Below are 24,123 nucleotides of genomic sequence, written 5' to 3' on the forward strand. Positions count from 1 at the left end.
CCCTCCGGTTAAGGTCTAGTAAAGTCAATTAGCGCCGGGTAACGGAACAGGCCGACGGCACTCAACTGCAAGCGAAGCTGCTCGCGACATTCACATCGCCGCCTTTGTAGCGTGTCACCTTGGGATAAGGGCACAACGGCCGCGTGCGTCCCGCTCCCCAGTCAGCCGGAACGTCAGGGTTCGGCACAGCGTTGCCCGCATCACGCGCCGTCGCGACGACGGTGTCCGGTGCTTTTCCCTGTTCGACCCAGGCGACCATCGGTGTGAGCATGTCGAACTGATCGGTGCTCGGGCCGCCGCTGCAATGATTCATGCCAGCTACCGTGTAGAGGCGTGCGAAGTTCGACGCGTCACCGCCGTTCGCCGCGGCAAGCGCCTGATACCACGCAGTCGTATCGTTCGATGAAAACGCCGGATCGCTCGTGCCGTGATAAACCATCAGCTTCGCACCGCGATTTTTCAACGCACTGAGGTTGGTCTCGTCAGGCGGCGTCATGAATGACCATGACGCTTCGGTATAGACACCACTGGTCGCGAATATCTTCGGCGCATCCGTGTCCATGCTGAAGTTGAATGCATACGCCGACAACTGGCTCAACACAGAAGCGCTCTGCGGCGGTGAGGTGAACGTGAACGCAGCGGCCGCCGGATCAAGCGTGATCGAGTTGCCCTGCTTCCAGGCCGACCAGCCTTGACCGAGACCTGCATCGTAGGGAAAACTTGAATAGAGAGCAGTGCCCGCGCTGTTTCGAGCACCCGCGAAGACATTCCCAATAGCAGTCTTCTGCGCAGTGCTCAGGCACGTCCCGTCACGCACGTTGCCCGAACACGTCGGTACGTCGTTCGCGAGACTGAAATTCGCCTGGCAGGCCTTGATATCCTGAATGAGGCCGTCGGTGACACCATCGAGTGCATCGCACTTCGACAGGATCTTTGACGCAACCATGGCGCGCTCCGCCGCGGTAAAACCGGTCGTGATATCCGGCAGTCCGGTTGAGGTATTCGCGGTGGCCACCGTCGCAAGTTGCTGCGCACTCCACATTTCGCCGACCGCTGCCTTGGGCAGATGAAAGCCCGGATCGCCCGCGATGATCCCGTCATACTGTCCCGAGGACCGCGCGGCTGCAACCATCGCGTGACGGCCGCCGTTCGAACAACCGTCAAAATAGCTGCGGTCCGGCGCCTTGCCGTAGACAAGCTTGATCACCTGCTTGGCCATCGGCGTCAATGTGGCCACCGCGTTGTAACCGTAGTCAACACGCGCTTGCGGGTCGAGGCCAAACAGCGGCGTCTGGGAACCGTTGTGGCCCGCATCTGAACTGATGACCGCGAATCCCATGTTGAGTGCATCGTTGGTTGGCGCGCCGCCGCTGATCTCACCCGTCGCGGTCACAACAGTGCCATCCAGGCCGCCGTTAGCCTGATAGAAGAAGCGCCCATTCCACGCCACAGGCAAGCGCATCTCGAAGCCGATCGCGTACGTCTGGCCATCGACAGGGCTGACCCGCTGGTTCATGCTGCCCTGAATCAGGCAGTGCTGCGCGATAGGTTGTCCCGCCACCGTCAATGTGCCCGCCGCAACGGTGGCGACCGTCGTGAATACCGTATTGGCGAACACAAGTTTCGACGCCAATGCCTCGCACGTCCCTGACAAGCTCGCCGGCACGGCAGCACTCAATTGAGGAAGCGGCGTGCTGGCGCCACTGTCGTCATGACTGCTGCCACCGCACGCGGCAAGCGTCATCGAAGTCATCACTGCGAGTGTCATTGCAGACTTTTTCATTTGTCGTCTCCTAGGGCGTGTTCACACTACCTGAGTCCATCGACGATAAGCGCGAAATTGATGAAAGCGATGAACATCACATCCAGCTTGTCGAATCGCGAGAAGATGCGACGGAAGCCTTTGAGTCTTCGGAACAGTCGCTCCACTTCGTTTCGACGTTTGTACATTTCCCGATCGTATTCCCATGGCTCAAGGCGATTGCTTTTTGGCGGGACGACGGGGATGAAGCCCAGGTCAAGTGCGAGTTGTCGCGTCTCGTTGCCCTCATACGCCTTATCCATCAGCAAGTACAGTGGCCGATTCGGTGGCCCGAGGCTTTGTAGCAAGGCTCGTCCTTCGGGGGCATCACCGGCCTGACCGGGAGAAAGTGAAAACGTTATGGCTGTTCGAGCATCCGAGGCAACCATATGAATCTTGGTAGTCCATCCGGCCCGGCACTTGCCGATGGATTGCGGTCCGTTTTTTTTAATGCACCAGTCCCGTCTGGATGCACTTTTACAATCGTGCTATCCAGCGAGACCGCCTCGATCCTGACACGAACAATCTGGGCACGCTGCAGTTCGGTAAATGCGCGATCCAGCACGCCACTTTTGGACCAACGGTTCATGCGCGTATAGACCGTGTGCCATCGGCCAAAGCGCTTTGGCAAACCACGCCATTTGCAACCATGCTCAGCAACGTAAAGAATCGCATTTAGCACTTGAAGATTCGACATGCTTACGTTGCCGCGCTGACGCGGCAAACAATGTTCGATCTTTTGAAATTGGGCTTCGGTGAGTTCCATTCCCGAAGTTTACAGGTAAATTCAATTAGTGTGAACACGCCCTAGAACATGTGCCGCACGCCGAGCATCACACCCGTTTGTCCAGCTCCGGGTGCTGGTGTGGTTCCACCGCCGCCACCGCTCACCGAATAACTGGCCTTTGCGCTGTTGGCCAGATAAGAAGCTTGCGCATAGACCGCCGTGCGCGCGGACAACAAGTAGGTGGTGCGTAACGTACCCATCGACGCGCGCGTGTCGTGGTCGTTGTTGACGATGTGGTACAGCTCCCCGTCAACGAGAAATGCAGGCGTCACGTAGTACGAAGCACCCAGGAAGAAAAGATTCGAACGAACATCAGGCACGCCCGCGGAACTGGTTTCCACCCGCCGGTTGAGCCAGCCCGCACCGACCTTTGCGTTGCCGAACTTGGCGTACGCACTGACGTGCGTACGGATGTCCCTGTCTGCCGCGCTTGTGAGGACCGTGGGTTCCACGCCGTCAAAAAAATTGGCCGCTGCATTCGGGCCGCCGCCGCGCTGCTCTTCATACGATGCCGCCACGCCGTAAGACGGCGCGTCATACTTGAGCATGACCGACCAGTCCCGGCACTGCGTGGGCTGCCCGGGCACGGACCCTGTACACGTGCCTTGTCCCGGCGAATTACCGGTGCCCGTTGCGTCGCGGCCGAACGAATAGCTCGCTCCCAAAGTGACCCCCTTGTACATGCCAATATACGTGACCGAGTTATCGGCGCGGGCATTCGGCACGTAGGCGTCAAGCGAGCCAAGGCCATAGATATCTGGCCCGATGATGTCGGCGCCCATGAGCGCCAGGTAGGTCATGGTGTATTGGCGACCGAAAGCCACCGTACCGTACGGACTCTTCACACCAACGAACGCTTGCCGCCCGAACAACCGGCCACCCTGCCCGAGATCGCCTCCACGCGTGTTGAAGCCGTTCTCCAGGGTGAACACGGCGCTATACCGTCCGCCCAGATCCTCAGCACCACGCAGGCCCCAACGGGACGGTAGTTCGCCCGTCACGCCAGGCATACGGAACACGTGGTCGCCTGCGGCGTTCGCATGCGATACGTATTCGATGCCGGTATCGACGATTCCGTAAAGCGTCACGCTCGATTGCGCGACGGCCGCCGTGCTTGCCGCGCAGAGTGCACTGCATAAAAGAGCTTGTATGGGTGCTTGCATTCTCATTGTCGTTGTCTCCAGACCGTTGTTTATCGAATTATTTTTTTAGATAGCTTTGGGAGGCTTCAATCGTTCACGCGTGGACGCCTGATCAACAGCAAGGCCGCTACCGCCGCGATCAATGTCACGGGGATACTCGCGCCAATCACTACCGAAGAACTGCGGCCCATTGCCAGCAATTGGCCCGCGGCAAGAGGACCGACCACCGAACCGATACGGCCCACTGCTACAGCAGCGCCCACGCCGGTGCCGCGCATCGCGCTCGGGTAGAACGCCGCGGAGAGTGCATACAGGACCGATTGCCCACCGATCACGAACATGCCGGCGAAGAACGCGGAGCCCGTGAGCGCGGTGAACCCTGGTGCCACCGACAATGCAGCGAGCGACCCGATGATGCCGATGTACATGCCCGCCACCACGACGCTTGCGCGCATGCGGTCCATCAGCATGCCAATGCACAGCGCACCCATACCTCCTCCTACGTTGAAAAAGATCTGCACATAACCGACCTCGGCTCGCGCAAGACCGCGTGCTGCCATCAGCGAGGGCAGCCAATTGAGCAGGAAATAGAGAACGATCAGCGTGCAGAAATAGCTGATCCAGATTTGCAGCGTAGAGAGGCCGCGCGTGCCGCCAAAAAGTATCTCGCCCACCGGCGCAGGCTTTACGCTGCCGTCATGCGAGGCCTTTGCGAAGGCTTTGGATTCGGGCAGGAACGCGAGCAACAGCGGCACGAGAATGAGCGGACCCGCACCACCGACATAGAAGATATGCCGCCATTGGGCATCGCCCGCACTCAGCACGCCGATCGCTGAAGCGATCACGCCGCCGAACGGAATGCCGCAATACATCACGCTCACCGCCGTGTTGCGTACGCGCGGCGATACTGCTTCAGACGACAGCGCGATCAGGTTCGGCAACGCACCGCCCAGTCCGATCCCGGTCAATACGCGCACGATTACCAGCGTATGGAAATCGCTCACAAGTGCGGTGGCAATCGACAGCAAGCCGAACAGGCAGGCCGATATCACGAGTACACGCTTGCGCCCGATCCGGTCGGCAAGACGCCCACCGAACATCGCACCAGGCAAGAGGCCGAACGTCCCTGCGCTGAATGCCAGGCCCATTTGAGCGACGGAGAGATTGAACTCGCGTGCCATGCGCGGCGCGGCGACGCCGACCGATTGCAGGTCAAGTCCTTCGAGCAGTGCGATCGCGAAACACAAACCCAGCGTTACGGCGGCACCCGATTCGATAATGGGCCCGCTGGACACACCGCTTCCCGCGGACCCTGTCCTGATTGATTTCATATTAGCTATCCTTATTAATATATCGGGTTTCCCCCGACAATCTATTCGCGTCCATCCACACGCTAACGACTCCCTTCGGCGCGCAATGCCGGGGCTTATTTTTTCGGTGCGACGATCACACGCAGGTCAGCGGGCTTGGATGCGTGCATTGCCTCAATCAGCGTTTCCCGATGTTTCTGAACGGCGCGTTGATTGATCGAACCCTTGTCGGTGATTTCGCCCAGATCGAGCGACGCAGGGGTGTCGAGTGGCAGCATCCGGGCGACAAACGTGCTCGCACCCGTCGATTGCCGGTTCAGACGCACGAGAAGATCCGCGAAGAACGCACGAACCGGAGTCGCGCTCAGTACGTCATGCGGGCTCGCGCCGGGAGGAAGCGCAGCAAGCCGGCGGCAGTCGTCAAGACGCGGGAAAACGAGCAACCCTATCTCCCCGCGATTGATGCCCGTCACGACCACGTCCTGCACATAAGGCGCGCCTTCCGACACCACCCGCGCACGCAACGGCCCGACGCTCACGAACGTGCCCGAATTCAGCTTGAAGTCTTCGGCGATACGTCCGTCGAATTGCAGGCCGATCTCCGGGCGTTCCGGATCGACGAAAGTTGCCGCGTCGCCGCTGCAATAGAAGCCTTCTTCATCGAATACCGGTTCATCCGCCGCCGATACGTCCCGCCGCCAGTAGCTCGCCATTACATGGGGACCGCGAAAGCGCAGTTCGAGCTTGCCTTCGACGGGCGTTAGCTTCGTCTCGCAGCCCGGCGCGGGCAATCCGATGTATCCCGCCCGCATGACCGGGCCGGTGGTGAAGAGGCACGATGGCGATGTCTCCGTCATGCCAAGTCCCGCCATGATGCGGATACGCTCGCCGCAGTGCTGCTCGGTGACACGCTCCAGGCGGTTCCACGCCGCTTGCGACAATCCCGCGCCGCCGAAAAAATACAGCTTCACGCGGGCGAAGAAACGGCGGCGCAAAGGTTCGTCGGTCTCCAGCGCGACGGCAAGTTCTTCCCAGCCTTTCGGGACATTGAAATACGCGGTCGGCGAGATCTCGCGCAAATTGCGCAGGGTCTCCTCGAATTTTCCGGCAACCGGCTTGCCATCGTCGATATAAAGCGAGCCACCGTTGTACAGCGCGATACCGACGTTGTGACTGCCGCCATAAGTATGGTTCCACGGCAGCCAGTCGACCAGCACCGGCGGTTCCTTCGCAAATTCGGGAAACGTTTGCAGCAGCATCTGCTGGTTGCTGCACAACATGCGGTGCGTGGTCGGAACTGCCTTGGGCAGTCTTGTTGATCCGGACGTGAAGAGGATCTTGGCGATGGTGTCTGCGTTCACGTCTGCCGCTACGGCGTCGATGTCTCCGGGCGCGTGGTCGAGCAAGGTGTCGAAGGCAATCGAGCGAGGCGTCGCTTCGTTCGTCACGAGCATCACGTCAGCGGAAACGACCGCTTCTATCGCGCGAGAAAATGCGACGTGATCGCCGGCATAGACGAGTCCGGGGCGCAACAATGCAAGCAGTGTGCGAAGCTTGCCGAAGTCGCTGGAAACAAGTGAATAAGCGGGCGAAAGCGGCGCGAACGGAATGCCGGCCAGCATGGCCCCGAAGGCTAACTGCAAATGCTCGAGGTCGTTGCCCGACAGGATGGCGAGCGGGCGCTCCGCCGAGAGACCAAGGTTCAGCAACGCCTGGCCGATCGCCCTCGCCCGCCGCAACATGTCAGCGTACGTGATCTCGATCCACGCGCCCTGTTCGTTCCGGCGCGCGACCAGCACCCGCTGCGGGTGCGCCTGTGCGCCACTGACCAGCCGGTCCGTGAGTCGCACTGGAAACTCTCGCAATGGCTCGTTGGAGCGCAAGTACCACGCGTCGCCTCGTTTCGCTACATCGGTCGTGGCGGTAGTCACAGCCACATCCCGATACCGCGCGCCCAACCCTGCTTCAACGCTCGTCACGCTCTCGTCTCCTGCCTGTCTGATTGTTATGGGCCACGCCTTTCTTCCACGAAGGCTGTCGGCCGGCCGATATGGCCGCATCCGGCACTAGACCGGATAATGCCGGGCTTCGTTCTGGATCGTGATCCAGCGCAAGTCCGTAAATTCCGCTATTGATGCCTTGCTGCCGAAGCGTCCATAACCGCTGCTCTTCACGCCGCCGAACGGCATTTGCGCCTCGTCGTGCACAGTCGGGCCGTTGATATGGCAGATGCCTGACTCGATCCGTCTGGCAAGTGCCAGTGCGCGCGACACATCGCGGCTGAAGATTGCGGATGACAATCCAAACTCGCTGTCGTTCGCCACGCGTACAGCTTCGTTGTCGCCGTCCACACGCTGCACCGTCACCACCGGCCCGAACGATTCCTCGCGATAAAGGCGCATCTCCGGCGTAATGCCGTCGACGATCACCGGCTGCATGATCGCGCCTTCGTGTCTGCATCCGGCCGGCAATTGGGCGCCTTTTTCACTTGCATCCGCGATCAGCGCAGCCACACGGTCGACCGCGCTCACGTCGATCATCGCGCCTAGCACGCTGCCTGCATCGAGTGGATTGCCCGCTATCAGCGAGCGCGCTTTCGTCGTGAGTTTGTCGATGAAGGCATCGGCAATCTTGCGATCGACGATCACGCGCTCCGTCGACATGCAGATCTGACCTTGGTTAAAGAATGCGCCAAACGCGATGCCGTTTACCGCCGCGTCGAGATCGGCGTCATCGAGCACCAGCACCGGCGCTTTGCCGCCTAGCTCCAACAACACCGGCTTCAAGTGTTGCGCTGCGAGCTTCGCGATGATGCGTCCCACATGCGTCGAACCCGTGAAATTCACGCGCCGCACATGCGGATGCGCAATCAGCCTTTCGACAATCGCCGCCGCGTCCTTCGGCGCATTCGTCACGACGTTGACCACCCCGTCGCCCAGACCGGCTTCTTGCAGCACATCGCCGATCATCATATGAACGGCAGGGCATTGCTCCGATGCCTTGAGCACAACGGTATTGCCGCAGGCAAGCGGCATGGCGACAGCGCGCGTACCGAGGATCACCGGCGCATTCCACGGCGCGATGCCAAGCACCACGCCGCACGGCTGGCGCACCGCCAGCGCGAGATTGCCGGGGACGTCGGACGGGATCACGCTGCCGTCGATCTGCGTGGTCATCGACGCCGCTTCGCGCAACATGTTGGCTGCAAGCATGACGTTGAAGCCGTACCAGTTCGGCATGGCGCCGGTCTCGGCGACACCCGCGGCAATGAAGTCGGCCGTGCGTGCGTCCATCAAGTTGGCGGCCTTTAGCAAGCGCTTGCGGCGCTCGGTTGGCGCAAGCGCGGCCCAGGCGGGAAACGCGGCATGCGCTGCTGCCACTGCCGCGTCGGCATCGGCGGCGCTCGCAGCCTGTGCACGAGTCGCGACTTCACCGGTCACCGGATTGCGCCGCTCGAAACTCGCGCCGTCGGCAGCTTGCAGCTGCTTGCCGCCAATCAGCATGTTGATATCGTTCATCGCCCTGTCTCCTCAGCCTTCACTTCAGCGCTTATAAGCCTGCAGGCCGGGCTTGATCGCCTTATCGTCCAGGAATTGCTTGAGCCCCTCTGCGCGGCCTTGCTCCGGGTCACGCAATTGCGCCTGGTCGAGCTTGGCGTACAGATAGTCCTCTGCTTGCTCCCACGTCAGTTCACGCGCACGCTTGAAACCGTTTTTCGCCGCGCGCAGCACGACAGGATTTTTCTCGACCAGCTTGGCTGCGAGCGCGATCGTTTCATCGCGCAACTGCTCGAGCGGCACGCTTTTGTTGACGAGGCCCATGTCGGCGGCTTCGGCGCCGGTGAACGTATCGCCCGTCATGATGTAGTGCAGCGCACGCCTGTGACCGACCGTGTCCGCCATCGCCTTGCTCACGAGGTTGCCGGGAGGAATGCCCCAGTTGATCTCCGAGAGACCGAACACGGCTTCGTCGGCAGCGACCGCCAGATCGCATGCAACGAGCGGCGAAAAACCACCGCCAAAGCACCAGCCGTTGACCATTGCAATAGTCGGCTTTGAGTACATGCGCAAACGCCGCCACTGCCATTCCGACGCGTCTCGGCGAATCTTTTCCTGCAGGATTTCCGGACCGGCATCGACCTCGCGGAAGTATTCCTTGAGGTCCATACCAGCCGTCCATGCAGCGCCGTTGCCGGTCAGCACGAGCACCTTGGCGGTGGCATCAAGTTCAATAGCGTCCAGCACCTGAAGCATTTCAGCATTCAGCGTGGGGCTCATGGCGTTGCGTTTGTCCGGCCGGTTGAACATCACCCACGCAATCCCTTCTTCCACTTTTACGTCCACCGTAGTCCAGCGACCTTCGTACGTGCTCATGTCAATTTCCTGAAAAATGGTCCGAATAACCAGCGATATCGTTGAACGACCGCCTGCCTTGGACTCCATTTAATATCAGGTAACCTGACATAGCAAGCGCGATTGATTCGGTGAAAACACCTAGGCTCGTTTGAAATAAGGGGGACTAGCAGCGCAAGGCGAAGACGGAAAACACGGGGGAGCTCGCACCGAACCCACAACATCAGGTTCGATGCCGGCCCGTTAAGTCAGTCTTTGGGGATATGCGTCTCATGCGTGGGTTCGGGGCCGATGTCCGTCGCACCTTCCGCGGACTCGGCCAGCCACACCAACTTCTCCATGTTCGACTGGTGCATGCTCTTCGACGTGAGCCGGACATCGACGCGGTTGACCACGACCAGATCGAGCGACGGCACAATGACTGCGTATTGCCCGTGGTTACCATCAGCCCAATAGGCCGCCCGCAGGAGGGCCACCTTCGGACCGGGCGGGCCGCTTGCGGGCGTGCTTGTCCACCACATGTATGCGTAGCCGCCGGTAGGTGTATTGGAATAAGAATGGGTCGATTCGGCAACCCAGCTTGCCGGAACAATCTGCCGGTCACGCCAGCGGCCATTGTGCAGGTATAGCAGTGCGAAGCGGGCTAGATCGCGCGCACTCATGTCGATTGGATACGCCGGATATCGGGTAGCAAGTCCGCCTGAAACATAGTGCCCGTCCGATGGACGATAGTCCTGCATGCCGATCGGATCCGCAATTTCAGTTTGCAGTGCTTCGAAAATGTGCTGACCCGTGGCCTTCTCGTAGATCGCGCCGAGCGTGTTGAAATCCCAGTTGTTGTAGTACCAGAACGTACCCGGGTCGTGACTGCCGCGTGGCGGCTTGGACGCCTCCATTCCTGCCGTTTCATATACCGTGGGATGGTAGACACCCGAGCGGGCCTCAAGCAGCATACGCACGCTTGCCTGCTTCTCGGTCGGCGTCAGGGACGGCTCGTTATCGTCGATACCGAGCTGTTCCAGCGTCTCGTCCGGATGTATCTGGCCTCGCCCGACCGCAATCCCGATCAGGGCGCTCATGAAGCTTTTTCTCGCCGAATAGAGATTAGATCTCCTTGAAACATCACCCCACTCAGCGACCACCAGACCATGCTGGACAATCATGCCGGATGTCGATCCCGCCCGTTTTGCGTAGGCTACGGCCTGGTCGATTCCTTGCGGCGAGAAGCCCAGCGTTGCAGGGTCGACGCGAGCCCATTCGACTCCGGGAAACGGCGACTGCGCGCTGTAGTCGCCAGGAGCGGGAGCTACTGCTGGCGGCTGGCCCGGCGCGCACGCGCCAAGCGACAATGCGAGCGCGGTCAGTGCCACCGCGTTCGCCAACGGCTTGGTGATGTCATTTGTCATCCGTCATACCCCGTTCCTCGTTTTCGTTTTTTTAACCAGGGGCCGTGGCTGTATCGCTCGCCTTAGCCCTATTGCGTCGCAGCAAGCTGATCGTCATTGAACAAGCCGTTGCTCGCATTGAGCACCTGCGCCTCTATGCCAGTGAAAGCGTGCGATGGATGCGCGCCACCATCAATGCGAGCCAAAATTCACGTCGGTATCATACGCGTCGCCGGTGACGGGAGACGAAAGTCCGGCTCCGCACGAACCAGCGAGAAGTGAGGTGCCCCTGTCGCCGCTCGACCCGCCCGCCAGGAAACGTGTTCCGGCAGGGCAGATCACTCACGGATAAAACATCCTTGGTCTTACTACTCATTGCGCCGACCGCGTGTAAGCGCTAGAAGTCACCGTGTTCATTTGATTTACCCTGGCGTAGGGATTTCCTGATAGTCAAAAAGCGTCTATTCCGAGGGAGGTTTCAGCGTGTCCCGACTTAACAATTGGGTCTTCCAAGGCTAGGATTGATATAGGACCACGAAGGCGGGACGACGAAGCAGGGAAGAACGTCAGCCGCATGGCGTGCCGATATTCCCGGTGTCAGCCGAGCCTTGGCGATATCGAAAAACCAGGGACATCGAATATCAATCGTGTGCCCGCCAAGGAACCCCAACATGAAAACGCTGCGCTTTCTCACTCATCAGGAAATCTTTGTCAGAGCCGCGCGTCACCTCTTCGGCCAAGGTCATGCGGGGCTGCGCTCACGTGGAGGCTGGGCCTACCGCGGTTACTGTGGTGGATGCCCCGTTGGCGATTTCATCGCTCCGCGCGACTACATAGCCGCCATGGAAGGTGTTCCGGTTCACTTCATCGGCGCGTCCGCTCTCGCGGCGCCCTCTTATATGGATGTGGGCATCAAGGCGCTCAAGCGAGCGCTACTACGCTCGCAGATTAACGTGTACGACCCGGCGACCATCGAGTTGCTCAGTTGCCTTCAGCATGTCCACGATGCCTTCGACAAACGGGAATGGCGCGACGGTCTGGCACTCGTTGCACGCCAGTTCGGCCTTTGCGCCGACCTGCTTGAACATGCTGCGTGAATCATGCCCATGCTAAGCGCCAAGGAGATTTATGAACGCGTAAGCGCCCATCTGCTAACCCAGCGCGCGGTCTCCGAAGACGAGAACGGATCCTGTCGGCTACGCGGCGGCGACGGACGCAAATGCGCGATCGGGTCGCTTATTCGCGATGACCTGTATTGCTTGGATATCGAGGGCGTCGGCATCGCATACTATCGCCATGCACGCGACGGCGCGCTTCTGCGGGCGCTCTATGCGTCAAATGTCGACGCGTACGATGATCAGATTGTCGAACTGCTGACAGAACTTGAAGATCTTCACGACAACGTCAACGTTGACGAGTGGCCGCAACTGCTCCTAGCGCTAGGTCATCGGCATGCGGTGATCTGACGGGAGAAAGTCAATGCACGTTGTCGGCCTCAGGGCACCGCGTTCAGCAACATCGCGATATAGCTGGAATTGTTTTGCCACCGTACCTCGTACGTCTCAATTCGTCAGATGGGTAGATTAGAGGTTAGCTGATCCATTGCCCTTATGAGGACGACACTCGCTCTTGTCAGTGCATCCAATATTCGCCTGGAATCCTGCGGTCCGCTTCGGAAAGATACGGGTTGTCGAGGCCGATAATCTTCCTGCCTGCCAGGTTCGCTTGTCTCAACGGATTCTGGATATACGGATGGGAGTTGAACAACTTCATGTATGAGCCGTCGCGATATGCCGCGGTGAACCCTTGCTCTATTGTCGCGGCGAGTTCCTTCTGGCCCCGGGCAACATAGAACAGAAAATCCGATCGATATAACAGCAACAGCCTGTTCTCGACTACAAGATCCGGCACTACATGCTTGCGCGCGTCAAGTTCAGCGAACGCTTCGATGACGCCGCGAGGGAAGTAATCAACCCGCCCGCCCTGAGTCATCGTGAAAAGCGTTTCGTAGGTCGAGGTTTGCACGTTCAGACCGGCGCGCCTCATGATTTCAGTATCGATCCATCCGAGTCCCTGCCCGGCGGTTAGCGCTTTCAGGTCATCCAGGCTGTTGATCCGGTCGAAATCCGGCTGCCGGTCCTTCCTTATGATGAACACCCGGTACCCGATCAGGCCGCGGTGAATCGGGATGTGGACGACATTCAACCCGCGCTCGGCCTGATCGTCCATGCTCGTCCAGTGCAAGTCGATCGTGTCGCCATTTACAAGCTCGGCCAGCGCCCGGCCCCGCTCCATGACGACTTTCGCTTGTCGGACCGTGTAGTCGGCATTGGCCGCCTTCATCGCGAGATCAAGGACCGCCAACGCAAAGGCTGCATGCACGTCCCCACCGGGTTGAATTTGCGGGTAAACGATGTCGAAATGCTTCGGCTGTGCGGCTCGCGCGTTGAGCGCCATGCCTGTCGCACTAAAAGCCGTCAATAGGAAACGCCTGCGATGCATAGATGGATTGCCGGTTGACACTGGGATCCCGCAGAGTTTTCGCTAGCTTTGGCTCGAGCGGGCACTCATTGTGTCATACCGGCGATACCGGCCTTACTGCACCACGAGGCATTGATCCACTAGCTGCCGAATGCATGTAATGGCTCGATCCACGTTCCGCTCCGTGGTAAAGCGCCCCAGGCTTACGCGTATGGTCCGGGCCGACGCTTGAACAGTCCCTTTGCGTGCAACCATCGCTGCAGCATGGCTGCCTCCCAGCCTAAAGATCGAGCACGAGTTCGCGGCTTGACGCCCTCGACACGCACGTAGTCAGATACTCCTGCTTCTCGTCGTCTCCAAGAATGCAGTCGTTGTGTTCGACTTGGCCCGATAAATATCGCACCTTGCAAGTGCCGCACAGTCCGGCCCGGCAAGAGGTTTCGATCGCCACGCCCGCCTCTTCCAACGCATCGGCAATGCTTTGGTCCCCTGACACCGGTATCTGCTGCCCCGTGCTGGCAATCTTCACGATGAACTCGCCCACAGCCACCGCAACGGTTTCACTCACCGCCCGTTCCGGTGCCTTGAAATGTTCAAAGTGAACCGTTCCGGATGTCCAGTGCTCGGTCGCCGCAGCGCACGCTTTCATGAACCCACCGGGACCGCAGTAATAGACATGTACGCCGGGCGCGGTCTCGCTCAACAAGCGCTTTAGATCCAGTCCCTTCGAAGGATCCCCGTTATCGAAGTGAAATTGGAGCCTGCCGCTTGCATGCAGCGGTGCAAGTTCGGCCGCGAACGCCGTGCAGCTTTCATCCTTCGCGCAGTAGTGCATTTCATAGTCAATGCCTGCTTCTTCAAGCCGATGCGCCATCGCTTTCAGCGGCGTCACGCCAATACCGCCAGCCAACAGAATGATCTTGCTGGCATCTGCGGCGAGTTCGAAGTTATTGCGCGGATGGCTGATGCGCACCTTGTCCTGCACGCGCAATTTGTCGTGCAGCGCTTTCGAGCCTCCCCGGCCCGCGTCGTCGCGCAGCACCGCGATCACATAGCGATGACGTTCGTTGGGTGAATTGCTAAGCGAGTACTGCCGGACGAAACCATCACTCAAATGGACATCGATATGCGCGCCCGCGGTGAATGCGGGCAACACCCGGCCCGATGGATCGACGAACTCGTAGGAGTTGATGCCCCTGCCTTCGAAGCGGATCTGGCGCACCATCAACTCAAGGATGCGGGCGTCCGCTGGATAGTCTGAACTTGCCATTACATTTCCTTGCACGACCTCGTCTACGGTCTTTATAGGAGCAGGGCAACACGCGCGTTGCCCTGCTCCTTGCGAAAACCCCTTCAACCTTTGACCGACGCCTCGAGCGCGTCGAATTTTTCACGCACAAACGTCGCCCGTTCTTCGCCCTTCAGCATCTCGCTTTCCGTCAGGATAGCGACGATGCGCTTGGTCACGTTGCGGCGATTCGCCACCTCCTGTTCAACGGTCTCGCCTTCTGGAATATCGAACACATTGCCCGAGCAGTAACTATTCGGCGCGCCCGCGTTAGCACGAAACCATTGCGCAAAGTTATCCGCCGACGCCGCCGGGTTCGTACCCCGTACCGCATCACGCAGCATCTTGCGGAAAAGGAACAAGCCTGCGTCGAACTTCGTCGGGTTCTCGAGCGCATGCACGGCGATCGGCCGCTGGCTGATGATGGCTTCGTAATCGCCGGGCGCGTATTGAGCGTCCTTGTAATTCGCGCGCTCACGATGGTTCGGCGGAATGGGCGGCAAGTCCTCCAGCTTGTATTCGCCGAAACGCTCCGGACGACGCATTGCAACTTGCCCTTCAAGGAAGTCGATCGTCTCGTAGCCGACCAGCGATTTATCGCAGATACCGCGCGTATCAATGCCCGGCCCCATCACGCGCCAGCCGATCATCTTGCTGTTTTCATCGTCGACAGGAACGGTCCAGCGAATGATGTGGAAACGGCTGAACAGCTTCTTCTTCGACCCATCTTCCGACGTGTAGGCATGCAGGCTGAGATTAGGCAGGACCTGATGCTGGACGCGCACGAAAAGCCTGTCTTTATCGACCCGGCGTGCTCCCGCGCAGGCAAGACTGCGGCCTTGCTGCACCGGCACGAAATGCATGTCGGGTGCGACCTCCATGGACTTCGCGCCGACCTCGTCGAACGTCGTGCCCTGGTATTTGCCGTTCACCACATTCTTGCCTGCGTGGAGCGCGGTCGGATGGTAGTTATCCGCGGCGTTGTCCTGAACTTGCAGCCAGTTGCAATGCTGGAAGTTGCTGTAGGCCACGAGTTCGTCGCCGGGCGCGACGGTAAAGTCACCCTCCCATTCCGGGAACGGCGGCTCCTTGTCGGGCGGTCCCATATACGCAAACACCAGGCCGTTGCGCTCGACAGCCTTGTACGCGCCCTGCTGGATTGAGCACGCATATTTCTCGGCTTCCTTCTCTTCGCCATTCGGAAACGGCACGTGAAGACAGGTGCCGTCCACGTCGAAGACCATACCGTGATAGCAGCACTTGATGCCATGCTCCTGAATCGCACCATATTCAAGCGAGGCCCCGCGATGCACGCAATGCGCATGCAGTACGCCCACGCGACCGCTGCCATCGCGAAACGCGACCAGCTCTTCGCACAGGATCTTCAGGAAACGCGGGGTATCGGTGAGTTCGATCGACATGCATACGGGATGCCAGAACGCCCGCATGTATTCGCCCATCGGCGTGCCAGGGCCTGTCTCGGTCAACTCTGGATCGTGGCCCGGAATCTTGCTGGTGTAATAGCCGCCAAACGGCACCAGCTTCTTCTGCACCACGCCGCCACCGGCGCTTTTCTGACTTTCTGCTTTGTCTGACTTGATGTTCATGGGGATCCTCTGCTGGGTTTATCCATCGTGCCAAGCCGGGTTGTCATCGTTGTCGCCCGCTTCGCATATCTTCATCCTTAAAACTCTGAACTCCGAACTCTGTATACAAAGATACGATTCGGAATGGCGCGCTGTCTCTACAGGTAAACGCTTGATGCCGTCCGTTTCGCGCTATCCGGTCAATCCGTTTGACGCTGTCCGGCGCCAGCCTGTAACCTGTTGAACTCAGTATCCAAACTTATCGAGCGTCATCATGGTTGCCAAACTTCTGAAGCTTCAGGCACGTACCGACTATGTCGATGAAGTCTATAAAGTGCTGCTCGACGCCATCAGCGAAGGATCGCTCGCGCCGGGAACCCGCATCACGCAGGAAGAGATTGCCGACCAACTCGCCGTGTCCCGGTCGCCCGTCTTGCAGGCGCTGCGCCTGCTGAAGAAAGACGGGCTCGTGCAGGACGCGCCAGGACGCGGACTTCTTGTCACCCCGCTCGATCCCGTCTGGATCGCCCATCTGTACGAGATCCGCGGCGCACTCGATTCCCTCGCCGCGAGTCTTGCGGCACGACGCGGCGCAAAGCTCGACAAAGCATTGATCACGCAAGGCCGACGCGCGTCAAAGGGCGACGACGTGAAAGCCATGATCGACACAGATTGGGCGTTTCATTCCGCCCTCTACATCGCATCGGGCAATCCGTTGATTGCGCAAACTGCGCATCTTCACTGGGTTCACCTGCGCCGGGTGATGGGCGCCGTGCTGCAATCGTCGGCCCAGCGAAAATCCATCTGGGATGAACACGCGGCAATTGCCGAGGCTATCGCCGCGGGCGACGCGCGCCGTGCCGCGGAACTTACCGACCTCCATACCAGCCGCGCTCGTGAGAACCTGGTACGACGGCTGGGCGAAGTGCTGGGCGACGAACTTGAAGACGCGGCGCATCAGTCTTGAGCAACCTTCTTAAGCACGCGTCTGCACGCCGCTTTCCATCACATGCTCAGTGCCCTTCATCGCCTCGCGCTTGCGGCTGTTCACAAGTTTGGCGGGCACCGTGAACACGAGCACGCTTCCAATGATCAGGCTCACCGCAAGCCCGAGCACGCCGTTTCCTGTTGATCCAGTCGCGGTCTGGATCAAGCCGATCACATAGGGGCTGACCACACCCGAGATGCTGCCTACCGAGTTGGCCACGGCCAGCCCGGCCGCTGCGGCCGCACCACCGAGAATGGCCGGCGGCAAGACCCAGAACTGCGAGATCGTGGTCATCACACCCATCGTGCCGACGGTCAATGCAACCATTGCAATCGGCGTGGAATGCGCATATGAGACGCTGAAGTACAGCCCCATCGCGCCCACCATACCGGGCAACGCGAGGTGCCAGCGGCGCTCACCGCGAGCATCCGAACTGTGGCTGACGAGCACCATGGTCACTGCCGCCGCGGCATAGGGAATCGCGCTCAACAGGCCAATGTCCAGAGGGTCAGCCACGCCACTCGCCTTGATCAGCGTAGGCAGCCAAAAGCTCACGCCGTACAGGCCCATCGTGAAGAAGAAATAGATCAGGCTGAGCAGCAAGACCTTAGGATGCATGAGGCCGTCTTTCACGGAATGCAGCACGTGCGCCGAACGCTCCTCAACCAATGCGCCTTCGAGGAAGGCTCGCTGCGGTGCGGAGAGCCACTTGGCGTCGCTGATTTTGTCGTCGAGATAGACCAGCGCGATCAGCCCGAGGATCGCGGTCGGAATGCCCTCGAGCACGAACAGCCATTGCCATCCAGCAAGCCCATGCATGCCGCCCATGTGGTTCATGATCCAACCGGACAGCGGGCCGCCGACTACGCCCGACATGGGGATACCGGTCATGAACAGGGCCGTCACCTTGCTGCGGCGCGACGAAGGGAACCAGTAGGTCAGATAGAACAGGATTGCCGGAATGAAACCCGCCTCCGCTACGCCGAGCAGAAAACGCATGATGTAAAAGCTCGTTGGCGTCGTGACGAACATCATGCCGGCGGAGATGATTCCCCACGTGATCATGATCCGCGCGATCCAGCGCCGGGCGCCGACCTTCAACAACAGCAAGTTGCTGGGCACTTCGAACAACAGGTAGCCGACGAAGAACACGCCCGCGCCTGCGCCATAGACGGCATCGCTGAAATTAAGGTCCTTGAGCATTTGCAGCTTTGCAAACGCCACGTTGATGCGGTCCAGATAAGCGCACAAATAACACAGGAACAGGAACGGCAATAGTCGCCAGGTGATCTTGGAAAACGTGGACGCTTCGTCGCTTTTGCTGAATGCGGCGGGACTAGCGGAATTCATGTCTTGTCTCCTGGAGTCGGATAAACCGGGACGCCGGCCCTCTCTTGACGGTGGCTGTGTCGTCCCGGCTTGAAGCGATATGTGCTGTGCGAATAGCGTTCAACGCGTGGCTTGGTCAGTCGAACATGTCGGGCTGCCGGGCAACAAGGTCATTCCAGATCGTCTGGAAATGCAGCCAGCCAATGTATTCGCTACCCACATGCTCGCGGCTATAGCGGGCGCGTTCCGGTGTGACGAGCCTCGGCGCAATACCGGTTGCGTCGATCAACAATTGCTGTTGGCAGCAACGTTCCAGCGCGATAAACCAGAATGCTGCGGACTCTATGCTGTGACGGCTCGCCGTCAGCAAACCGTGATTCTGGTGAATGGCGGCCTTCACCCCCTTGAACGCATTCGCGACTTTATGGCCCGCTTTCACTTCCACCGCGACCTGACCGGCTTCGTCCCCGATCACGACATGGTCTTCGAAAAATGCAGCGGCATCCTGCGTGATCGGCTCGAGCTTTTTGCCGAGCGCCGCGAACGCCGTGCCATACACCGTGTGCGCGTGGCACATCGCCACAATGTCCTGATGCATTTCGTGAACGGCTGCGTGCAGCACGAAACCCGCCCGATTGATCGCATGATTGCCTTCGACCACACGGCCTTCGTGATCCGCGCAAATCAGGTTCGACACCTTCACTTGCGAAAAGTGAATGGCCATCGGATTTGTCCAGTACAAGCCGGGATTTTCCGGATCGCGCACAGTCAGGTGACCGGCGAAACCGTAGTCGAACCCCTGTTGCGCGAACGCTCTGCACGCGCCGACCAGGCGTTCCTTCAAGTGCTGCCGTTGCGCCGCTGGATTCGCGAACGTGGGCAATTCCGGGAAGATCAGCCCGTCCTGTTCCGGCTGATAAATCGATACCTTGCCGTCCTTCACCAGCTTTTCCGATGCGTCGGAACGCGCTTCCATGACAGCCGCCATTTGGCTTTCTCCTGTAGGACAAGTGAGAGTGTTTTCAGGGCTTAATGGTCGTCCGCGCAACCCTCATTGACAAACGATGACTGTTCATAGAAAGATGAACAGGATTCATGCATCGGCGAAAAAGATTCCAACGGAGACGGCACGCGTATGCGACGGATACCGAATTTCGTGCTGCTGCGCGCTTTCGAAGCGGCGGCAAGACTTGAAAGCTTCACGTTGGCGGCCGAGGAATTGCATCTGTCGCAGTCCGCGATCAGTCATCAGGTCAAGGAATTGGAGACGTATTTCGGCTTGCCTTTATTTCATCGACGCAACCGGCGCGTTGAAACCACGGCTGAAGGCCGAAGGCTTTTCGACAGCCTCGGGCGCGTATTCGATGTGATTGAAGCCGCGTGCAGCGAAGTGGCGTTATCGCCTCAGGCACAGGTGCTGGCCGTTCATTGCGCGCCGAGCCTCGCGGTGAAATGGCTCGGTCCCCGTCTGCCTAAATTCATGCAGGCACATCCCGACATCACGATCCGGCTTTCGTCGGGCGCGGAGCCGATCGACCTTACGCGCATGCATGAGGTCGATATCGCCATCTCTTACGGCATGGCGGTCGAGCGTCCCGGCCTGCATGTGTACCCGCTCGGCGCGGAGCGGATTGTGCCAATGTGCTCGCCTGGCATGTTGCGCGATGGGGTGTCTCTCGAGCAGCAGATTGCCGACTTTACGCTGATCGATTCACAACTCAGCCGCGTGACATGGCGAGACTGGTTCACGCTAAATGGGCTGGCGTTCCCGAATAAGCCTCGCCCTTCGTTTGATCGCGGCGCACTGGCCATATCGGCTGCTGTGGACGGCATGGGCATCGCGCTGGAAACAACACGTCTCGCCGAACGCGAATTCGCGCGCGGCGAACTGATCGAGTTTGGTGAAGGGCACTTCAAACCCTTCATGCGCGAGACGCACTTCCTGTCGTACCGGACAAACGAACGCAACCTCGACAAGGTCAAGTTGTTCCGGCTCTGGCTCGCCGACATAGCAGGAATGACCGCGCAATGGCAAGCCGCTGCCGCATTGTGAACAGCGCTTGCCACCAAGACGCCCTCATTCAAAATATTGCATTTCTAAATATAAAAATGCAAAATAGGTTGAATGGAAAACACTCGCCGTTTTATCTCCGGGGCGCGGCTGACTGCCGGTAACGCGTCCTTTCGTTTTGTCGACCTGCCTGGCATGTTCGGCGAAACGCTTTACCGGCTGCCCGTCGTACTGCGCCTGTTGCTCGAGAACGTGATTCGAAATACGAATGGCGATGAGTGCCGGCTTGCGGTCGAAGGCATTCTCGAATGGCTGGAAAATGGCACCAGCGAAGTTGAAATCGCTTTCCAGCCCGACCGCGTGCTAATGCACGATACGACGAGTACGCCGGCGCTGGTCGACATCGCCGCCATGCGCGACGCGCTGGCCGAAGCCGGGGCGGATCCGGGCGCGCTCAACCCCGTTCTTCCAGTCGACGCGTCAGTCGATCACTCGCTAGCGGTCGAGTATTTCGCGCGCGCTGACGCCGCGCCAATGAACCTGCAGCAGGAACTTCGCCGCAACGCGGAACGCTATCGCTTCCTGCGCTGGGCGTCGCGCGCATTGACCGGCGTGCGCATCCATCCCCCCGGCACCGGCATCATGCACACCATCAACCTTGAGCAACTGGCGACCGTCGTATCGGTCCAGGAACGCGATGGCGAACGTTGGGCGACCCCAGACACTCTGATCGGCACGGACAGCCACACGCCCATGATTAACGGCATTGGCGTGCTTGGTTGGGGCGTGGGCGGCCTTGAAGCGCAGACCGTGATGTTCGGCATGCCGGTCATGCAGCGCATCCCGGACGTGGTCGGTGTGCACCTGACGGGTGCGCTCAATCCTGGGTCGCTTGCCACGGACCTGGCATTGACGGTGACGCAACGACTCCGGGAGATTGGCATTGCCGGCGAATTCGTCGAATTTTATGGTCCGGGCGTCGCCACGCTGACTGCTGGCGAACGCTCGGTCGTGGCGAACATGGCGCCGGAATACGGCGCTTCCACGGGCTTTTTCCCCGTCGACAACACTACGCTCGATTATTTGCGTGCGACCAGCCGCAACGCGGCTGCAATTACGCTCGTCGAAGTATTTACCAAGCGAGCGGGACTGTGGTTCGATCCCTGCGCCGAGCCGGTTTTCACGCGCACCATCGAGATCGACTTGAATGAGATCGGCATGCATGTCGCCGGTCCGCGACGCCCTCAGGATCTGCTTGATTACTCGGCTACATTCGCGGCACTCGAGACGTTAGCGTTCGTGCCCAAGGCCAATGCGCCCGGCATGCCGAAGCATCCTGTCGCGATCGCTGCAATCACAAGCTGCACAAACACGTCGGACCCCGCGCTGCTCATCGCCGCCGGGCTCGTGGCCCGCAAAGCGCGCAAGCTGGGCTTGACAGTACCGGGCTGGATCAAGACCTCGCTTGCGCCCGGCTCGCCCGCAGCGGCGTTGTATCTGGAGCGCGCCGGGCTCCTCGACGATCTGTCGGCACTGGGTTTCGATATCGTAGGTTATGGCTGCACCACGTGCATCGGCAACTCCGGCCAGCTCACCGAACCCGTAAAAGCAGCACTGGCAGCCAAGGCAATTCATCCGGTAGCGATGTTGTCCGGGAACCGGAATTTCCCCGGCCGCATTCATCCCGACCTGGATCTCGGCTTCATCATGTCGCCGCCGCTGGTCGTTGCATTTGCGCTGTCAGGCAACGCGCAAGCCGATCTAAGACTCGACCCTGTGCAGATCGCGCCGGACGGCGCATTGGTTTTCCTGAGCGATCTGTGGCCTTCGCGCGAAGAGGTTGCGACGCTGCTCGAACTGGCGGCGGACCCGGACGACTATCCGCGCGCGTTCGCCAACGCCCGTCAGAATCCCGCGTGGCACGGCATCGATGCACCCGCCACCGCACAGTTCCCGTGGGACCCGCAATCCAACGCGCTAAGGCGTCCACCGTTCGCCGCCGTGACCGAAGGCACGCAGCTGGGAACGTACAGCGCCTACCCATTGCTCGTCCTCGGCGACGACATCACGACCGACCATATCTCGCCCGCCAGCGCCATCCCGAAGGACAGCTTCGTCGCGGACTTCCTCGTCGCACGCGGCGATGACCCCGAAGACCTGAATGTGTTCGCATCGCGTCGCGGCAATTGGGAAGTCATGATCCGCGCTGCGTTCTATAACAAATCGTTGGTCAACCTCCTGCAACCCGGCATGCCGGTCGCCCATACGCTGCACGTTCCGAGCGGCGACATCAAGCCGATTCACGAAGTCGCCGCGCAATATCGAGCGCAAGGCGATGCTGTCGTGCTCATCGCAGGCGAACGGTACGGCACGGGTTCTTCCCGCGACTGGGCGGCGAAGGGCCAGCGCCTGCTTGGAATTCGCGCCGTGCTGGCGGTAAGCTTTGAACGAATTCACCGGTCCAACCTGATCGGCATGGGCATCTTGCCGCTTCGGTGGCCGGCAGGCATCAGCCCAGCCAAGCTGAACATCCAGCCGGATGATAAGGTAGAAGTGAGCGCGCCTTCCGATAAACTCGCGCCGCGTTGCAGGGTCGATGTAAAGATCGCGCGGGCAGATGCAAGCGTTGAATCCTACGAGGTGACGGCAGCTGTCGAAACGCAACTGGAAGTCGCATTGCTGCGCTGTGGCGGCGTCATTCCGTTTATCTTGCAGAAGACCCTGGCCGCTCAAGGTAAAAAATGGAAGCATGAACGATAGATCGATAGCCGCCCAAATAGTCGAATGGATCAGGACCGAAGAGTTGGAAGTGGGCAGTCATCTGCCCGCGCAAAAGATCGCTGACCACCTCCGGCTGTCCCGCTCGCCGGTCAACGAAGCCCTCTCGCTGCTGCAAGAAAAGGGCATGCTGAGCCGCGAGCGCAATCGCGGATTTTTCGTGGCAGACTTGGCACTTGAATGGGTGACGGACGCCGCCGATTCCATTCGTTTGAACGGCCCGGACCTAGTCACGAGCGCGTATTTCCGTATCGCAGATGATCGCCTGAAAAGTGCGTTGCCCGACGAGGTGTCGGAGCAAATGCTGAAGACTCGTTACGGATTGACGGCGACCCAACTCACAGCAGTTCTCGGGCGCATAGCGCAGGAAGGCTGGGCCGAACGCAAGCCAGGGTATGGGTGGCAATTCTCCGCCATGCTGACGACGCCCGACAGCTTGATGAAATCGTACCGCTTGCGTCTGGCGCTCGAACCGGCTGCGCTTCTTGAACCCGGTTACCGGCTGGACCCCAAGGTGCTCGAGCGCTGCCGTGCGGCGGAGCGGCATTTGCTTGACGGCGGTATTGAGACGGACACGGCGGATCAGTTGCACGATCGCGGCGTCCGCTTTCATGAGTCGTTGGTCGAGGCATCCGGGAACGCGTTTTTCATCGACACGATCAAACGCGTGAACCGAGTGCGCCGCCTGCTTTCATATCGATCGATGCAGCACCGCGAGCGGTACAAGAAACATTGCAAGCAGCATCTGCATATCCTGGCGCTGCTTGAGAAGGAACGTAACGAAGAAGCCTCCGAGGCGCTGCGTGAACATCTTCAACACACGCTCGACGCGCTTTCGCGGATCGGCGACATTCTTGAACCTTAGGTGCGGTTTCCGCCAACCTT

Annotated in this window: 19 protein-coding genes; 6 read left to right on the plus strand and 13 right to left on the minus strand. The window is 59.7% G+C overall.

Annotated elements, in window-relative coordinates; genetic code table 11:
• Nucleotides 1–61: 61 nt before the first annotated feature.
• From BSU04_RS40960 to BSU04_RS40995, 8 genes are all read right to left on the minus strand, one after another.
• Complete coding sequence (locus BSU04_RS40960) at nt 62–1,783, minus strand: tannase/feruloyl esterase family alpha/beta hydrolase (RefSeq protein ID WP_089165897.1); 1,722 nt, start codon at nt 1,781–1,783, stop codon at nt 62–64.
• Nucleotides 1,784–1,809: 26 nt separating this feature from the next.
• A protein-coding gene (locus BSU04_RS40965) for an IS5 family transposase (RefSeq protein ID WP_089165898.1) occupies nt 1,810–2,567 on the minus strand; the annotation gives its coding sequence in 2 pieces (ribosomal slippage) (nt 1,810–2,252 and nt 2,252–2,567; 759 coding nt in all).
• 41 nt (nt 2,568–2,608) lie between these two features.
• Nucleotides 2,609–3,751, minus strand: coding sequence for a porin (locus BSU04_RS40970; protein ID WP_089165899.1), 1,143 nt, complete (start codon nt 3,749–3,751; stop codon nt 2,609–2,611).
• A gap of 65 nt (nt 3,752–3,816) precedes the next feature.
• Nucleotides 3,817–5,061, minus strand: coding sequence for a 3-(3-hydroxy-phenyl)propionate transporter MhpT (gene mhpT / locus BSU04_RS40975; protein WP_256983853.1), 1,245 nt, complete (start codon nt 5,059–5,061; stop codon nt 3,817–3,819).
• A gap of 95 nt (nt 5,062–5,156) precedes the next feature.
• Nucleotides 5,157–7,019, minus strand: coding sequence for a feruloyl-CoA synthase (locus BSU04_RS40980; RefSeq protein ID WP_256983855.1), 1,863 nt, complete (start codon nt 7,017–7,019; stop codon nt 5,157–5,159).
• 87 nt (nt 7,020–7,106) lie between these two features.
• Nucleotides 7,107–8,558 (minus strand): aldehyde dehydrogenase, encoded by a 1,452-nt coding sequence (locus tag BSU04_RS40985; protein WP_089165901.1) that lies wholly within the window; start codon nt 8,556–8,558, stop codon nt 7,107–7,109.
• 24 nt (nt 8,559–8,582) lie between these two features.
• A complete protein-coding gene (locus BSU04_RS40990) occupies nt 8,583–9,413 on the minus strand; it encodes a p-hydroxycinnamoyl CoA hydratase/lyase (protein WP_089165959.1) in 831 nt (276 codons plus the stop codon).
• A 227-nt stretch (nt 9,414–9,640) separates the two neighbouring features.
• A complete protein-coding gene (locus BSU04_RS40995; protein ID WP_089165902.1) occupies nt 9,641–10,798 on the minus strand; it encodes a serine hydrolase domain-containing protein in 1,158 nt (385 codons plus the stop codon).
• Nucleotides 10,799–11,448: 650 nt separating this feature from the next.
• On the opposite strand from BSU04_RS40995, the gene BSU04_RS41000 reads away from it, so the two are divergent.
• Together BSU04_RS41000 and BSU04_RS41005 are read left to right on the plus strand one after the other, a co-directional pair.
• Nucleotides 11,449–11,874, plus strand: coding sequence for a hypothetical protein (locus BSU04_RS41000; RefSeq protein ID WP_089165903.1), 426 nt, complete (start codon nt 11,449–11,451; stop codon nt 11,872–11,874).
• A 3-nt stretch (nt 11,875–11,877) separates the two neighbouring features.
• On the plus strand, nt 11,878–12,243 hold the full coding sequence (locus tag BSU04_RS41005) for a hypothetical protein (protein ID WP_256983858.1): 366 nt from the start codon (nt 11,878–11,880) through the stop codon (nt 12,241–12,243).
• Between the two features lie 166 nt (nt 12,244–12,409).
• Here the strand turns inward: BSU04_RS41005 and BSU04_RS41010 are convergent, their stop codons facing one another.
• From BSU04_RS41010 to BSU04_RS41020, 3 genes are all read right to left on the minus strand, one after another.
• Nucleotides 12,410–13,279 (minus strand): substrate-binding periplasmic protein, encoded by an 870-nt coding sequence (locus tag BSU04_RS41010; RefSeq protein WP_089165905.1) that lies wholly within the window; start codon nt 13,277–13,279, stop codon nt 12,410–12,412.
• 259 nt (nt 13,280–13,538) lie between these two features.
• Nucleotides 13,539–14,528 carry a PDR/VanB family oxidoreductase gene (locus tag BSU04_RS41015; protein ID WP_089165906.1) on the minus strand — a complete coding sequence of 330 codons (990 nt, stop codon included), beginning with the start codon at nt 14,526–14,528 and terminating at the stop codon, nt 13,539–13,541.
• Nucleotides 14,529–14,611: 83 nt separating this feature from the next.
• Nucleotides 14,612–16,153, minus strand: a complete 1,542-nt coding sequence (locus tag BSU04_RS41020) for a Rieske 2Fe-2S domain-containing protein (protein WP_089165907.1) — start codon at nt 16,151–16,153, stop codon at nt 14,612–14,614.
• Between the two features lie 253 nt (nt 16,154–16,406).
• Here BSU04_RS41020 and BSU04_RS41025 point away from each other — a divergent pair, with 253 nt between their 5' ends.
• Nucleotides 16,407–17,099: a GntR family transcriptional regulator gene (locus BSU04_RS41025; protein ID WP_089165908.1), complete on the plus strand. Its 693-nt coding sequence runs from the start codon at nt 16,407–16,409 to the stop codon at nt 17,097–17,099.
• A 9-nt stretch (nt 17,100–17,108) separates the two neighbouring features.
• On the opposite strand, the gene BSU04_RS41030 is transcribed toward BSU04_RS41025, so the two are convergent.
• Both BSU04_RS41030 and BSU04_RS41035 read right to left on the minus strand, forming a co-directional pair.
• Complete coding sequence (locus BSU04_RS41030) at nt 17,109–18,470, minus strand: MFS transporter (protein ID WP_089165909.1); 1,362 nt, start codon at nt 18,468–18,470, stop codon at nt 17,109–17,111.
• Nucleotides 18,471–18,585: 115 nt separating this feature from the next.
• Nucleotides 18,586–19,437, minus strand: coding sequence for a class II aldolase/adducin family protein (locus tag BSU04_RS41035; RefSeq protein WP_089165910.1), 852 nt, complete (start codon nt 19,435–19,437; stop codon nt 18,586–18,588).
• 147 nt (nt 19,438–19,584) lie between these two features.
• On the opposite strand from BSU04_RS41035, the gene BSU04_RS41040 reads away from it, so the two are divergent.
• From BSU04_RS41040 to BSU04_RS41050, 3 genes are all read left to right on the plus strand, one after another.
• Complete coding sequence (locus tag BSU04_RS41040) at nt 19,585–20,502, plus strand: LysR substrate-binding domain-containing protein (RefSeq protein ID WP_089165911.1); 918 nt, start codon at nt 19,585–19,587, stop codon at nt 20,500–20,502.
• Nucleotides 20,503–20,574: 72 nt separating this feature from the next.
• The gene (gene acnA / locus BSU04_RS41045) at nt 20,575–23,220 is read left to right on the plus strand and encodes an aconitate hydratase AcnA (protein WP_089165912.1); all 2,646 of its coding nucleotides are present in this window, start codon (nt 20,575–20,577) and stop codon (nt 23,218–23,220) included.
• The gene (locus tag BSU04_RS41050; RefSeq protein ID WP_089165913.1) at nt 23,210–24,103 is read left to right on the plus strand and encodes a GntR family transcriptional regulator; all 894 of its coding nucleotides are present in this window, start codon (nt 23,210–23,212) and stop codon (nt 24,101–24,103) included. The genes acnA and BSU04_RS41050 overlap by 11 nt, the downstream gene beginning before the upstream one ends.
• Nucleotides 24,104–24,123: the final 20 nt, after the last annotated feature.

The sequence above is a fragment of the Caballeronia sordidicola genome (assembly GCF_002220365.1).
Lineage (GTDB): Bacteria > Pseudomonadota > Gammaproteobacteria > Burkholderiales > Burkholderiaceae > Caballeronia > Caballeronia sordidicola_C.